Below are 13,481 nucleotides of genomic sequence, written 5' to 3' on the forward strand. Positions count from 1 at the left end.
GGAGAAGGCGGCGGAGCGGGCGCGGCGGATGGCCGCGTTGACCGAGCCGCTGCTCGCCGAGGGGCACTCGTTGTTCGCGGCGACGGTCGGTTACCACCGGCGGGAGGCAAGTCCCGCGTGGGGTGACTTCTTCCGGCAGGCCAGCGCGCCGATCTCGGACCTGGAGACGGACTCCAACTGCGCGGTGCCGATCACGCTGCGGGCCGAGGACTGGGTGCCGCCGAGCGGGCGGGTCCGCACGCACAAACGGCAGGTGCACGCGCGGATCGACCCGGAGCGGCCGCATCCGTTCGGCGCCGGTGAACAGGTTCGGCTGCTCTATCCCGGCAACGTCACGCGCAACGCCGTCGTGTCGGACGACAACCCGTACGAACTGGTGCTGACCGAGAGCAACTCGCAGGAACACGGCGAACTGCCCGTCGCGGTGCTGCCCGGCAGCCCGGTTCCTGCGTCGCCGAAGGACGAAGCCGTCGCGGAGCTCGCCGAACAGGCCGTGCACCTGCTGCCGCTGCTCCCCCGCAACCCCGGCATCGACCTGCTGCTGCGCACGCCGCCGGGGCAGTTGCCACAGCATCCGGACGTCGTGCAGGCCGTGATCAAGGCCGTCGACCAGCTCGACGGCGGCACCCTGGCCGTGCAAGGGCCGCCCGGCGCGGGCAAGACGTACCTGGCGACCAAGCTGATCAGGCACCTGATCGACCAGGGCAAGACGGTCGCGGTGACGTCCACGTCGCACAAGGCCGTGGAGAACGTGCTGCGCAGCGTCGACTCGGACATCCCGATGGCCAAGCGCCCCAAGGGAAAGCCCGAGGAGGCCGTGCCGTGGGACCAGCCGAAGGACAACGGCGCGCTGGCCCGGTGGCGGGAGGAACACCCCGAGGGACACCTGGTCGGCGGCACGGCCTGGACGTTCTCCAACGCCGTGATCAAGGCGCAGCCGTTCGACGTGATGATCATCGACGAGGCCGGCCAGTTCGCGCTGGCCGATGCCGTGGCGGTGGCGACGGCGGCGAAGAACCTCGTGCTGCTGGGAGATCCGCAGCAGCTGCCGCAGGTCGTGCAAGGCGTGCACCCGCCGGGCAGTGACGCGTCCGCGCTCGGACACCTGATCGGCGACGCGGACGTGATCCCGGCACACCTGGGTTACTTCCTCGCCCAGACGCGCCGGATGCACCCGGCAGTCTGCCGGCCGGTGTCAGAACTTTCTTATGCCGGACTGCTCCATTCGCACGAATCGGCGTCGAATCGCGGAATCTCCGGTATCGAGCCCGGAATCTACCTGCGTGAGGTCGATCACCGGCACAACATCACGGCGTCGACCGAGGAGGCCGACGCCGTGGTCGACACGGTGCGCCAGATCGTCGGTCGTACGTGGACGGACAACGGCAAAACGCGCGAACTGACCGATGCGGACATTCTCGTGGTCGCGCCGTACAACCTGCAGGTCAGGGTCATCCGGCGCAGGTTGGCAGATGCGGGTTTCGACGAAACTCGAGTGGGCACTGTGGACCGTTTCCAGGGCCAGGAGGCACCCGCGGTCATCATGTCCATGACGTCGTCGTCCACCGTGGACCTGCCGCGCGGCCTGGACTTTCTTTTGTCACGTAACAGATTGAACGTAGCCCTGTCACGTGCCCAGGTGCTCGCCGTGATGATCTGTTCGCCACAGCTGCTGAACGCGGACGTCCGAGGCGTCGAACAGATGCGTTTGGTGGCCGGAGTCATCGGCCTAACAGAAAGCATGATCATCTACCCGTGGTGACACCTTAGCGTTGTCATACGGTGACCTTTTGAGCGCTCTGTGTTGCTAGCGTGGCGCGGTTCACCCGGTCGGGTGATCAAGGATTCGAATCGCTCGATCCGCCACGCACCAACCAGAGCAGGAGAAAACCGTTGGCAAGTAGAGTTCTCGGCGCGTTCGTGGTGACGGCCACCGCGACCCTGGTCTCCTTGGCGCTGGCCACCCCCGCCAGTGCCCACACCCCAGTGGTGGAGGCCTACTGCGACCAGAACGCGAAAGTGACCGTGCTGAAGGTGACCCTCACCCAGTACGCGGGCGGCAACAAGAACACCGTGGTCGTCAAGGACGGGAACACGGAGCTCCAGGCCCAGAAGAACTTCGGCGACAGCTGGTCGAAGACCTGGGACAAGCTCGACGCCAAGGTCGACCACAACTTCAGCGTCGAGGTGAAGGCTTCCGACACCACGTCGCGGAAGAGCTACGACTTCAGCTGGGCGAAGTTGGTCAAGTCGTGTGTCCAGGCACCGCCGACCCAGCAGGAGCCGAAGCCGAGCACGCCGTCGGAGGCGCCCTCGTCCTCCGTGACGCCGTCGACGACGACGACCACGCCGCCTGCCCCGGCTCCCGGTGGCAGCACGCCGGAACCGCCGCTCGCGGCGACCGGTGCGTCCCCGCTGTGGCTGCTGCTCTCGGGTCTGGGGCTCGTGGGCGCCGGTGCCGGCACCCTGCTGTTCCTGCGCCGCCGCCGCAGCGCGTGAACTAGCTTGAAAAAATAGCGGTACGGGGACGGACCCAGCAGGAGCCGTCCCCGTAGCGCTGTCCAGAGGTCCAGGCTGTCTAGAGGTCCAGAGGGGTCGCCGGGCCGTGGCCCCCGCGGATGAACCACTCGGTGCCGAACGCGAAGCCGAACGTCTCTTCGTCCATCGACAGGAAGAACGACTGCTCGGAGATCTGTGAGGCGTGCGCGCGCATCGCGGCCCGCTTCACGTCCAGGTACTTCGTCACGTCGACCTGGCCGGTGATGTCCGCTTCCGGCGTGCCCGCGTTCTCCGGCGCCTCGACACCCTCCCCACCGAAGCGCCGGAACGCTTCCATCATGTTCTCGCGGCTTATGGTCGCCTCGTAGATCGCGGGCGTTCCGGCGATCTCCGCGGCGCGCTTGCCCACCCGGTGCACCTGGATGTGGTCCGGGTGGCCGTATCCGCCGTTGCTGTCGTAGATCGTGAGCGCGTCCGCGTCCTCCTCGGCGAGGATCGCGGCGAGTTTCTGGGCCGCTTCCTCGACATCAGCCGTCCAGAACGAACCGGGGCGCGAGTTCAGCTCGTCCCCCATCATCCCGGAGTCCAGGTATCCCAGGAACTCCACGCGCGCTGCACCCAGCAGGTCGGCCGCCACGTGCGTCTCGACGACCCGCCGCTGCCAGAGTTCCTCGCCCTCCTCCAGGAAGTCCGGGATCTCGCCGACCTCCCCACGGGTCGCGACGACGAGCACGACCCGATGCCCCTCCTCGAACGCTTTCCGCATCACGCCACCCGTGACGATGCACTCGTCGTCGGGATGCGCGTGGAACGTCACCAGTGTCGCCATGTCTCCGACGCTACCCGCGAGTGAGCATGTGAAAGGGCGGCGCCTCCATCAGGATGGGAGGCGCCGCCCCTCGGCGAACTCGTGGAGCTATCGCAGGGTCAGGTTCCAGGAGTTGATGTAGCCGGTGTCACCGGCGTACACGTCCTGGACCCGCAGCTTCCACGTGCCCGCCGCGACCTCGGACGAGGCGTTGACCGTGTAGGTCGCCACCACGTTGTCGGCACTGTCCGAAGAGGACGAGTTCTTCAGCCGGTAGGCGGTGCCGTCCGGCGCGATCAGGTCGATGACCAGGTCACCGCGGTAGGAGTGGACGATGTCCACGCCGACCTTGGTGGTGGAGGAGGCGTTGCCCGTGACCGTGGAGTTGATCGAGGACGTGACCGTGCCGAGGTCGGTGATCGCGACGTCGGTCGTGTTCTCCAGACCACCGCTGGGAGGCGGCGTGGTGTCCAGAGCGTTCACGGCCTTGGTCGCGTCGGCCAGACCAGCACCGCAACCACCGGAGCAGGTGCCCGGCAGCGGACGGGAGTTGGTCTTGATCAGGTCCTTGACCTGGGCCGGGGTCAGCGACGGCTTCTTCGCCACCAGCAGTGCCGCGAGGCCCGCGATGTGCGGGGCGGCCATCGACGTGCCCTGGTAGGGCTTGTAGGTCTCGGAACCGGGGGTGGTCGCGCCGGTGTTCAGCGTCGACCAGATTCCGTTCTCCGGCGTGGTGATGGTGCCGGGGGTGTCGGTGCCACGACGGGTCTCGCCGCCGGGCGCCGCGATGTCGATGCGGGTGCCGAAGTTCGAGTAGAACGCCTTGTTGCCCTCACGGCCGGTCGCCGCCACGGTGATGACGCCGTTGCAGTTGGCCGGGGTGAAGTTCGCGACGTTCATGTTCGAGTTGCCGGCCGCGACGACGACCGTGGTGCCGCGGTTGATGGCACCGTTGATCGCGTTCTGGTAGGTCGTCGAGCAGGACGACTGACCGCCCAGCGACATGTTGATGACCTTGGCGGGCGTGGCGTTCGCGGGAACGCCGCTCACCGTGCCACCGGACGCCCAGGTGATCGCGTCGGCGATGTCCGAGGTGGAGCCACCGCACTGGGCCAGCACGCGGACCGGCTGGATCTTGGCGTCGTAGGCGATGCCCGCGATGCCCTTGCTGTTGTTCGTGGACGCGGCGATGGTGCCGGCCACGTGGGTGCCGTGCCAGGACGAGTTCTGGTCGGACGGCGGGGACGGGTTGCCGGACGCGTCGGTGCCGCAGTCACCGGCCTTCATCCAGTCTCCCTCGTCGGCCGGGTTGCTGTCGCGGCCGCCGCCGTCACGGGCACGCGAGGCGTCCGAGACGAAGTCGTAGCCCGCGACGACCTTGGCCGACAGGTCGCTGTGCGCGACGTAGCCGGTGTCGATGACCGCGACGGTCACGCCGGAGCCGGTGGTGCTGGACCACGCGCCGGGCACGTTCATGCCCGCGGTGGCCTCGAACAGGTCCCACTGCCGGGAGTACTCGGTGTCGTTCGGGTCGGCGAACGGCTGCATCAGCAGGTCCGGCTCGACGTAGGCGACATCGGGGTCGTTCTTGAACGCCTGGATCGTGCTCTCGGCGTTCGTGGTCTTCGAGCCGAGGTCGACGACGACCGCACCACTCGCCATGCGGCGGTGCACGGACTTGCCCTTGTTCTTCACGTCGTCCGAGGCAGCGGTGTCGGACGAGGCTTCGGCGGTGCCGGGCTTGTAGCCGACGATCAGCCGTTCGAACGGGCGGTTCACCTGGGTCGAGTCCGGCTGGGACTGGACCGGGGCGGGGGCAGCGCTGACAGGTGAGACAACGCTGAGCACGGCGGCGGAAACTGCCGCGGCGCACACACTCGTGCGTCGCAATCCGTTCACGTGAGGTCCTTCCACGCATGTCCTTCGCGTGCCGTTGAGGGCGTCAGGGTTCTGAACCGGCTGCGGAGGTGACGAGGACCGTAAGTCGGGTCACACCTGCGAAAACAGGTCTGGCGGAGTCCGAATAACGACACTGGCGTGTTCACGACAGGGGCATTGCGCTGAATGGCGCACAATATGGCCGTGTTCGGACACTTGGGCGTCTCATCGGAGCTATCCGCCGTTTACGAGCTCCTGGTAACGGGAGGTAGCCGCACCACCGACGAGATCGGCGTCGCGGTGTCGGCGCTGGAGGAGATGCGGGAGCTCGGGATGGTCCGGCACCTGCCCGGCGACGTCTGGCAGGCGGTCGCGCCGGATCTCGCCGTCGAGGCGCTCATCGCCACCCGCGAGGAGCAGAACCGCAAGGCGCGCGCGGACGTCGGCCCGTTGATGGACCTCTACCTGCGCAACCGCGACGAGGAACTGGCGGACAACGCGTTCGTCGAGGTGATCTCGGGTGTGGACGCGGTCCGCGAGCTGTGGCACACGCTGCTGCGCGGCGCCCGCGACGAGGTCTGCGTGCTCGACCAGCCGCCGTACGTGACGCCGCTGGGCCAGCACGTCGCGCTGGAGGACGAGACCCGCGAACGGGACGTGCAGTGGCGGGTCGTCTACGACCGGTCCGCTGTGGACCTTCCCGGCCGGGTCACGGAGATCATCGAACTGGTCGCGGCCGGCGAACGGGCCCGCGTCACGCCGACGCTGCCGTTCAAGCTCGCGGTGATCGACACGCACGCGGCGGTGCTCCCCGTGGTGAACGCCGACGTGGTCGACAAGGTGCTGCTGATCCGCCCGTCGGCGTTGCTGGACGTGCTGCGGTCGACGTTCGAGCTGTACTGGGACAAGGGAATCCCGTTCAGTCCTGGTGGGATCTACGCGGCGGCGGCCGATGTGGACCCGAACCTGCTGGGGCTGCTCGCGGCCGGGCTGACCGACGAGTCGATCGCACGGCAGCTCGGGCTGGCGCCGCGGACGGTGCAGCGGCGGGTGCGGCAGCTGATGGACCGGTGCGGCGCGCAGACCCGGTTCCAGGCCGGGGTGCAGGCGATGCGGCGAGGTTGGTTGTAGCCGAACAAGTCTGCAACCTTTCGATGACCCAACCGCGTGTCTCCTCATGAAGGACCAAACAACCTCACCATGGGGGATACATGCGCAAGGCAATGGCGGCTGCCCTGACGGGCTTTGCTCTGGTCGGACTGGCGGGCACGGCGTCCGCTCAGGTCGCCCAGCAGGACTTCTCGTGGCCGCCGAAGGACATCACGCCCATCCACAAGACCAAGGCGGAACTGCGGCAGCAGGCCGACGAGTTCACCGCACACCAGCGGCAGAGCTACCCGGCGATCTTCCCCGACGCGCGGTTCGTCACGCCGAACCTGTGGGGTGGCCTGCGCGACGACGTGTTCGACGACGACATGCAGTACATGGCCAACCTCGTCAAGTTCCGCAACCCGAGCGAGTGGACCAATGTGATCACGCAGGTCCACGCCCCCGGTTTCTTCACCGAGTCGCCGGAGCAGCTCTGCGAGCGGCAGAAGTGCACCAGCACGGTCAGCGACAGCAAGGGAGGCGTGACCGTCTTCAGTGGACCGGACGAGTACCGCGAGGTGGTGGTGACGAACTACCGCCCGAACGGCGAGGTCGTCTTCGTCCAGGGCTCGACGGAGCAGGAGCCCGCGCAGCTGGCGGCCGTGGCCGAGGACCGCGCCTACACGTTCACACGCTAGCGAGAACAGGGATCGAAGATCCGTGTGCAACCTCTGGTGATCTTGAGGCGTCTTCCTCGTTGCAAGCACATACTCACCAGGGGGATTCATGCGCATGCGCAACGTGATGACGGCTGCCCTGACGGGCCTCGCACTCCTCGGGCTCGCGGGCACGGCATCGGCTTCCGCATCGGGTGCCACGGACCTCACGTGGCCGCCGAAGGACGTCACGCCGGTCCACAAGACCAAGGCGGAGCTGCAGAAGCAGGCCGACGGGTTCTCCGCGCGCCAGAAGAAGGTGTTCCCGCGTGCCTTCCACGGCGCCAAGGAGGTCACGACCGGCAACTGGGGCGGCGAGGCCGAGGGCGTGTTCGACGACATGCAGTACATGGGCAACTCGGTGTCGTTCACCTACAACGGTCAGCGCGTCTCGACCTACACGCAGGTCAACGCACCGGGCTTCCACGAGTTGTCGCCGAAGCAGTACTGCGAGACCACCACGTGCACCGACACCGTCAGCGACCACCGCGGTGGCGTGACCGTCCTCGCCAAGGACGACCGGTTCGGGATCGTGGAGGCCAGGAACTTCCGTCCGAACGGTGAGGTCGTCTGGGTCCAGAGCTGGACGCCGGGCACCGAGAAGCAGTTGGCGGTCGTCGCCGCCGACCGCGCGTTCACCTTCACGAAGTAACTGAATCAGGAGCGGGCGCTTCCGGTCATGGAGTCACCGGAAGCGCCCGCCCTTTCAACTGGCGACCTTGCGCGCGGCCACCAGCTGCCCGTCCGCGAACCCCTCGACGCGCACCTCGCTCCCGGCCGCGGTCAACGTCACGATGTGCGCGCCGTCGGTCACGTCCAGCGAGGTGGCGGGGCGGCCGTCGACGTAGACGTCCACCCGGTCGAGGTTCACGGTGTCCAGTGAGACGGTCGTCCCGTCTACCGCCACGCCGAGCCGCCGCACCGGCAGCGCGGCGAGCAGCTCGCCCGCGCGGGCGAGCAGGTCCACGTTGCCCTGCAACAGATCCGCCCGCGTCACCTTGTGCTGGTGCGTCGGGCGCACGCCCAGGTCCTCGACGGGCGTGCCGGAGAGCTTGCCGACCCGCAGCGTGCGGCGGATCGAGACGCGCATGTTCGCCCTGCCCGGCAACGCCTTGTACGGCGACTCGGCGTCGCCCGGCGCCGGGATCTTCAGCAGCGTCATCAACAACCCGTGCGTCCACACGTTCGCACCGCCGGCACCGGTGTTGTCGTCCACGCCGAGGATCGGGCCCAGTTCGTGGTCGGCCCAGCCCGCGGCGAAGATGTCGGTGGCGGAGTAGCAGCGCGCGTCGGTGATCAGCAGGACGGGACCGTGGTAGGTCTGGCCCACCGCGTTCGCGCCGTCGACCGGCGTGATGGTGTGGGCGCAGGAGAACGCCTGGCCGGTCTCGGTCGAGGAGTCGAGCGACGGGAACCACGGGCCGAGGTTGATCTGGCCGGTCGGGTCCTCCGCGTGCCGTCGGCAGATCCGCAGGTTCAGCGGTGTGCTCAGGAACTGCACGGGTTCCGGGTCGATCCGCCGCGGCGTCATCGTCTGCAGCAGGAACTCAGAGGCGAAGATGTGGCCGCCGCCGTTGTCCCGGACGTCGACGATGAGTCCGTTCTGCGGCAACAGGGCCGCGAGCCGGATGAACTCGGTGAGGAACGCCTTGGGGTCGTCCACGCTGAACGTGAAGATCCGCAGGTGGCCGAACGTGCCGGACGGCGTGATCACCGGGCGGGCGCGGAACACGCCGGGCATCGTCGTCGGGACGTCCTGCTCGGCCATCGCGACGGCGCCCCCGGACGCCTCGGCCTGCACGACCTGGGGGGCGTGCAACAACTTCTTCGCGCGGGCCTTCTCGTCGGAGTCCAGGTCCACACCCTGCGCGGCCGCGGCGGGCGAGAGCGAGTCGACGTCGGTCATCGGCGGCAGGTTGTCGGTGACCTGCCAGTCGACCCGGAGCTCCTCCGCACCCGCGGCACCGCGATAGGTGACGACGACCCAGTCCTCGTCGGGCGGGAGCTGGATCACCAAGGGGCGCAACGTGAGCGACTCCAGGCCGCGGGCGAGGTTCGCGGCGGTGTTGCTGCCCGCGAAGATCGCGCCGTTCAACGCGACGGCGCGGGCGATCGGCATGCCGTTCCAGTGCGTCACCTCGGTGCCGGCGGCGAGGCTGTCGAAGCCCGCGACCGTACGGGCGACGAGGTACTGCTCGGTGCCGTCCTCGGTGAAACAGCGCTCCAACTGGAACGGCAGGAAGGCGATCTTGCCCGCGAACGGCGCGGGCAGCAGGTAGTTCGTGTGCAGGTCGCGCACCGAGTGGAAGGTCGACGACAGCTCGCGGTGGAACTGCCACTCGGGCTCGGCCGTGGCGTCGGTCTGTCGTTCGAGTCTTGCTCGTAGGACCCTGAGTCTTTGCACGGGGTTCACCGCGTGCATCGCGACTTTGAGCGGCAGGTGCGCGTAGTTCTGTTCCAGCAGGATGAGCGCCTGGTCGACGATGAGCTTGCGCTGCGCCAGGGTGAGCGTGCCCGCGGTCGCGAGGAACTCGGCGAGTCCGACGGAGTTTGCGACGTTCGGGTGAGCGGTTGCGGTCATGGTGGGGCCTCCTTGCCAAGTAGAGGCTTTCCAGGGCGGCTGGATACACCCTTTTCACCCGTTCGGCCGCTAACTGGAGCAGCTTTCCGGACGACAACTGGAGTAAAGGGAGGCCGGCGATGAGTCCTCGGACCCTGGAACTGCGCATCCACGGGGTGAACAACACGCCCCCGGACGCGATGCTGGCGCTCCCCGGCCACGCGGTCGAACAGTTCCGCGGCGACCGGTTCGGCAGCTTCTGGCGGCCCAAACCGGACCGGCTCGCCGAACTGCCCGCCGATCACCCAGGTCAGGTGCCCGCGGACGTCCGGCGCGAGGCGTACTCGTGGGGCGGCATGGCCCGCAGCAGCCCCGGCGTGCCGGGCAGCGGGGTGCCGTCGGTGCTCGCGAACGTGCTGGGGCGCATCGGATGGGCGTTGCTGCTGCCGTTCGGACTCGCGAACGTCGCCTACTGGTCGCGCAAGCTGCCCGACGACTCGATCCCGACGACGCGCCGCATGGTCTGGTGGAACGCCGGACGTGGCGCGGCCTCGACGCGGTTGTTCGGGCTGGGGCTCACGGTGTTGCTGGTGCTCGCGGTGTGCGAGGTGGCGATCGACGTCTACGCGATCCAGTGCTCGTTGCCGGGCACGGCCTGCAAGCGGCTGCCGGACTTCCTGGACGTGCTCGATGATCCGGCGCGGCACGTCCGGGTGCTCGCCGCGTCCGCCGTGCCGGTGTTGCTGTTGCTCGGCTTGCTGGCGCTGACCTCGTTGTCCCGCAGCAGGTACGAGGGGACGGCGATGCGGGAGAAGCCGGTGCGGCGAGCCGGGGTGATGCTCAGCCGGAAGTCGATGTGGGAGGGCAGCCCGCGGATCCGGCGGCTCACCCGGCTGCACCTCGCGGCGGGGTGTTGTGTGGTGGTGCTGGTGACGAGCGCGCAGCAGTTGCAGCACGCGTTCTTCTTCGTACTCACCGTGCTCGCGGGCGGGTTGCTGGCGACGGTGATGGGCCGGGTCGTGGTGACCGCGACGGACTGCCCGGACGTGCCGTCGACCGAGAAGGGCGGCCTGTGGTCGTGGTTGCTGATGATCTCGGCGGTGCTCGTGCTGGTGGCGCACGGGTTCGGGCTGTACGCGATCGCGCCGTCGTTCGACGGCCCGCTGTGGCTGACCTCGTGGGGACCGCCGGTCGTCACGGTGGCGTTGCTCGGATCGGTGCTGGCGGCGTGGTCGTGGCGGCGCAACGACGCCAAGGGTCCGCTGGTGCTGCTGGTTCTGTTCGTGGCGTTCATGGTTGCCACGTATTGGTTCTCGCTGGCGTGGGTCGGCGCTCTCGCGGCCGCCGGGGTGCTCGCGTGGCGGGCCCGGCCACGCCAGGGTGACGAGTGGCAGGCGTGGCGCGGGGCGGGACCCGGTGTGCTGCTGGGGTTGTCGCTGACGTCGTCGGTGATGTTGTCGACGGTGCTGGTGCTGACGTTCCGGGGCTGGGTCGGAACGGGATTGCGCGCGCCGTCGTTCTACTCGTGGTTCAGCGCGGCCTTCGCGGTGGCGCTGGTTCCGTTGGTGCTGCTGGTGATCGCGCAGGCCGTGGTGCTGTTGTCGCGGCTTCTGCGGCCCGCCGTGCTCGACAGCGAGGCCGAGGTGCTCGTCGTGCGGGTGCGGCACGTGGTCGCCGTGACGCACCGGGCGGAGAACGTCGCCGGCGTGCTGTCCCTGGCCGGCGTGCTGGCGTTGGTGCTGACGTGTTATCTGTCTTTCGACGCGCCTTCGTGGTCGCGGTGGCAGGGCGTGACGTGGGTGGTGGGCAAGGGCGACTGGATCGTGGGGCTCGCCGGGGTCGCGGTGATCGGGTCGTTCGTCGGCGCCGGGATGCTGACGAACCGCCGGCCGCTCGGCTTGTTGTGGGACCTGATGTGCTTCCTGCCGCGCACGGCGCACCCGTTCGCGCCGCCCTGCTACGCGGAGCGCGCGGTGCCGGAGATCGCCGACCGCTCGCGCGAGTTCCTGGACTCCTCGCCCGGCAACCGCGTGGTGCTGTCCGCGCACAGCCTGGGCGCGGTCCTGGCCGTGGCGGCGCTTTTCGCTTTGCCGGAAGGATATCTGCGGCGGGTTCAGCTGCTGACGTACGGCGTTCAGCTGCGGCCGTACTTCGGGCGGATCTTCCCCGAACTGCTGGGTCCGGCGGTGCTGGGCACGCCGCCGGTGCGGGCGGGTGCGTTGTTCGCGTGCGATCCGTGGCGACGTGTTGCCGGCTCGGCACCGGAACGCGGGCTGACGGTGTTGCTGGGTTCGAGCTGGATCAACCTGTGGCGCCGCACGGATTATCTGGGTTTCCCGGTGCACGGCTGGGAGGAGAACCCGCTCGACCGTCGTGCCGCGGAGACGAACGGCTCACCGGACAAAGTGGAGACTCACGGCGGCTATCACCTGTGTGCGGCCTATCAGCAGGCGTTCATCGACCTCGTCTCAATTGATCTGAACCAGTCGCCCGATCGTGGACGTGGAGGGGGTGGGAACCTGGAACGCAGTTGACACAAGGAGAGACATGCGCACGACTGTCGCGGCCCTCGCAGGCGCCGTACTGCTCACCGGCGGGCTGGCCGCCTGCTCGACCCCGTCTCCCACGCAGGCTCCGGCTCCGGCTCCGGCGATCAAGCCGGTGGCCGAGACGTCGGTGGTGGCCCCGGCCGCGTCCGGTGACCAGCCGAAGGGCATCACCTACGACGTCGCGCGGATTCCGCTGGGGGCCAAGCTCTCCGCCGGTTCTTCCGTCTCGGATGGACGGACGACGGTCGAGCTGAAGGTGTCCGGTCTGCTGCCGAACACGAAGTACGGCTCGCACGTGCACACCAAGCCGTGCGGGGCCAAGCCCGCCGACTCCGGCCCGCACTACCAGAACGAGAAGGACCCGGTCACGCCGAGCGTCGACCCGAAGTACGCCAACGCCCAGAACGAGATCTGGCTCGACTTCACCACCGACGCGGCCGGCGCGGCGACCGCCACCGCGATCGTGAAGTGGGAGTTCCGCAAGGGCGAGGCGAACGCGGTCATCGTGCACGCCACGCACACCAGCGCCGAGCACGGCAAGGCGGGCACCGCCGGTGACCGCCTCGCGTGCCTGACCGCGCAGTTCTCGGGTTAACAGGGCCAGGTCAGGGCCACACCCCCAGTGAGGTGTGGCCCTGACACCGGTTCCAGCACCGCCGCGCGCACGAGGTTGAGCACCTCGTATCGGGGTCCGGCGCGGCGGACCAGTCCCCGCACGCTCAACGCGTGCGCCTCGGGCGCTGTGTCCCAGTCGGCCCCTTCGGCCATCCGCACGAGCAGCGCCCGCTCGTCGTCGTCCAATGTGGACAACGAGCGGCGCAGCGAGTCGCGCAGATGGGCCGACGTCGGGTCCATCGGGTTGGACCGCAGCCGTGCCAACAGATGTTGCGGCGAGTAGACCATGAACCACCCGGCCGCGAACTCCAGCGCCGACGGCAACCCGTCCAGCGCGTGCACGAGCCCGACCAGCGCGGCCTCGTTGGCGGGTTCGGCCCGAAACCCCGGCCGCACCCTGTGCACGTGCGTGAGCAGCAACCGCACCGCCGCGCCGTCCTCCAGCGCTCCCAACGGGAACACGTGCTCGCCCGGCAACCCGGTAGGCGCCAACGCGGTGACGATGACGCGCAACCGCGGGTGCGCGGCCAGCAGGCAGAGGTCCAGCAACTGGTCGGTGACGAGCACGGTGTCGAGGTCGTCGTCGACCACCGGCGTCCGCGCCGGATGCCACAGCACCGACCAGCCGAGCCGGAAGTGCAGCTCACCTGCCACTTCAAGGGCGAGCCGCGTCTTGCCGACCCCGCTCACCCCGGTGATGGTGACCAGCCGCCGAGGTGCCAGCGCGTGCCCGGTGGCGCACCCCTCGTCCGCCACCGGGCACGCGC

Annotated in this window: 10 protein-coding genes and 1 pseudogene; 7 read left to right on the plus strand and 4 right to left on the minus strand. The window is 68.8% G+C overall.

The features are described from left to right. Together B0F77_RS44610 and B0F77_RS44615 are read left to right on the plus strand one after the other, a co-directional pair. Positions 1-1,762: DEAD/DEAH box helicase (locus tag B0F77_RS44610; RefSeq protein ID WP_158103005.1), on the plus strand; the 1,762-nt coding region annotated here is incomplete at its 5' end. A 131-nt stretch (positions 1,763-1,893) separates the two neighbouring features. Continuing rightward, complete coding sequence (locus B0F77_RS44615) at positions 1,894-2,499, plus strand: LPXTG cell wall anchor domain-containing protein (protein WP_158103006.1); 606 nt, start codon at positions 1,894-1,896, stop codon at positions 2,497-2,499. Positions 2,500-2,578: 79 nt separating this feature from the next. On the opposite strand, the gene B0F77_RS44620 is transcribed toward B0F77_RS44615, so the two are convergent. After that, the gene (locus tag B0F77_RS44620; RefSeq protein ID WP_086669120.1) at positions 2,579-3,328 is read right to left on the minus strand and encodes a PIG-L family deacetylase; all 750 of its coding nucleotides are present in this window, start codon (positions 3,326-3,328) and stop codon (positions 2,579-2,581) included. Between the two features lie 87 nt (positions 3,329-3,415). Continuing rightward, a complete protein-coding gene (locus tag B0F77_RS44625) occupies positions 3,416-5,206 on the minus strand; it encodes a S8 family peptidase (RefSeq protein ID WP_211294354.1) in 1,791 nt (596 codons plus the stop codon). 183 nt (positions 5,207-5,389) lie between these two features. Between B0F77_RS44625 and B0F77_RS44630 the strand changes: the two genes are divergently transcribed. The 3 genes from B0F77_RS44630 (at position 5,390) to B0F77_RS44640 (ending at position 7,642) form a co-directional block, all read left to right on the plus strand. After that, positions 5,390-6,316 carry a LuxR C-terminal-related transcriptional regulator gene (locus B0F77_RS44630; protein ID WP_143467253.1) on the plus strand — a complete coding sequence of 309 codons (927 nt, stop codon included), beginning with the start codon at positions 5,390-5,392 and terminating at the stop codon, positions 6,314-6,316. 80 nt (positions 6,317-6,396) lie between these two features. Further along, positions 6,397-6,972: a hypothetical protein gene (locus tag B0F77_RS44635; RefSeq protein WP_086669122.1), complete on the plus strand. Its 576-nt coding sequence runs from the start codon at positions 6,397-6,399 to the stop codon at positions 6,970-6,972. A gap of 88 nt (positions 6,973-7,060) precedes the next feature. Continuing rightward, positions 7,061-7,642 (plus strand): hypothetical protein, encoded by a 582-nt coding sequence (locus tag B0F77_RS44640; protein WP_143467254.1) that lies wholly within the window; start codon positions 7,061-7,063, stop codon positions 7,640-7,642. Between the two features lie 54 nt (positions 7,643-7,696). Here the strand turns inward: B0F77_RS44640 and B0F77_RS44645 are convergent, their stop codons facing one another. Further along, positions 7,697-9,571, minus strand: a complete 1,875-nt coding sequence (locus tag B0F77_RS44645) for a S41 family peptidase (RefSeq protein WP_086669124.1) — start codon at positions 9,569-9,571, stop codon at positions 7,697-7,699. A 119-nt stretch (positions 9,572-9,690) separates the two neighbouring features. On the opposite strand from B0F77_RS44645, the gene B0F77_RS44650 reads away from it, so the two are divergent. Both B0F77_RS44650 and B0F77_RS44655 read left to right on the plus strand, forming a co-directional pair. Then, positions 9,691-12,084: a hypothetical protein gene (locus tag B0F77_RS44650; RefSeq protein ID WP_086669125.1), complete on the plus strand. Its 2,394-nt coding sequence runs from the start codon at positions 9,691-9,693 to the stop codon at positions 12,082-12,084. A 13-nt stretch (positions 12,085-12,097) separates the two neighbouring features. Continuing rightward, positions 12,098-12,694 (plus strand): superoxide dismutase family protein, encoded by a 597-nt coding sequence (locus tag B0F77_RS44655; protein ID WP_086669126.1) that lies wholly within the window; start codon positions 12,098-12,100, stop codon positions 12,692-12,694. Here B0F77_RS44655 and B0F77_RS48405 read toward each other — a convergent pair. Continuing rightward, a pseudogene (locus tag B0F77_RS48405) lies at positions 12,691-13,481 on the minus strand (hypothetical protein); the annotation flags it as partial. The gene B0F77_RS44655 and the pseudogene B0F77_RS48405 overlap by 4 nt on opposite strands.

It is taken from the genome of Lentzea kentuckyensis (assembly GCF_002150765.1).
GTDB classification, from domain to species: Bacteria; Actinomycetota; Actinomycetes; order Mycobacteriales; family Pseudonocardiaceae; genus Lentzea; species Lentzea kentuckyensis.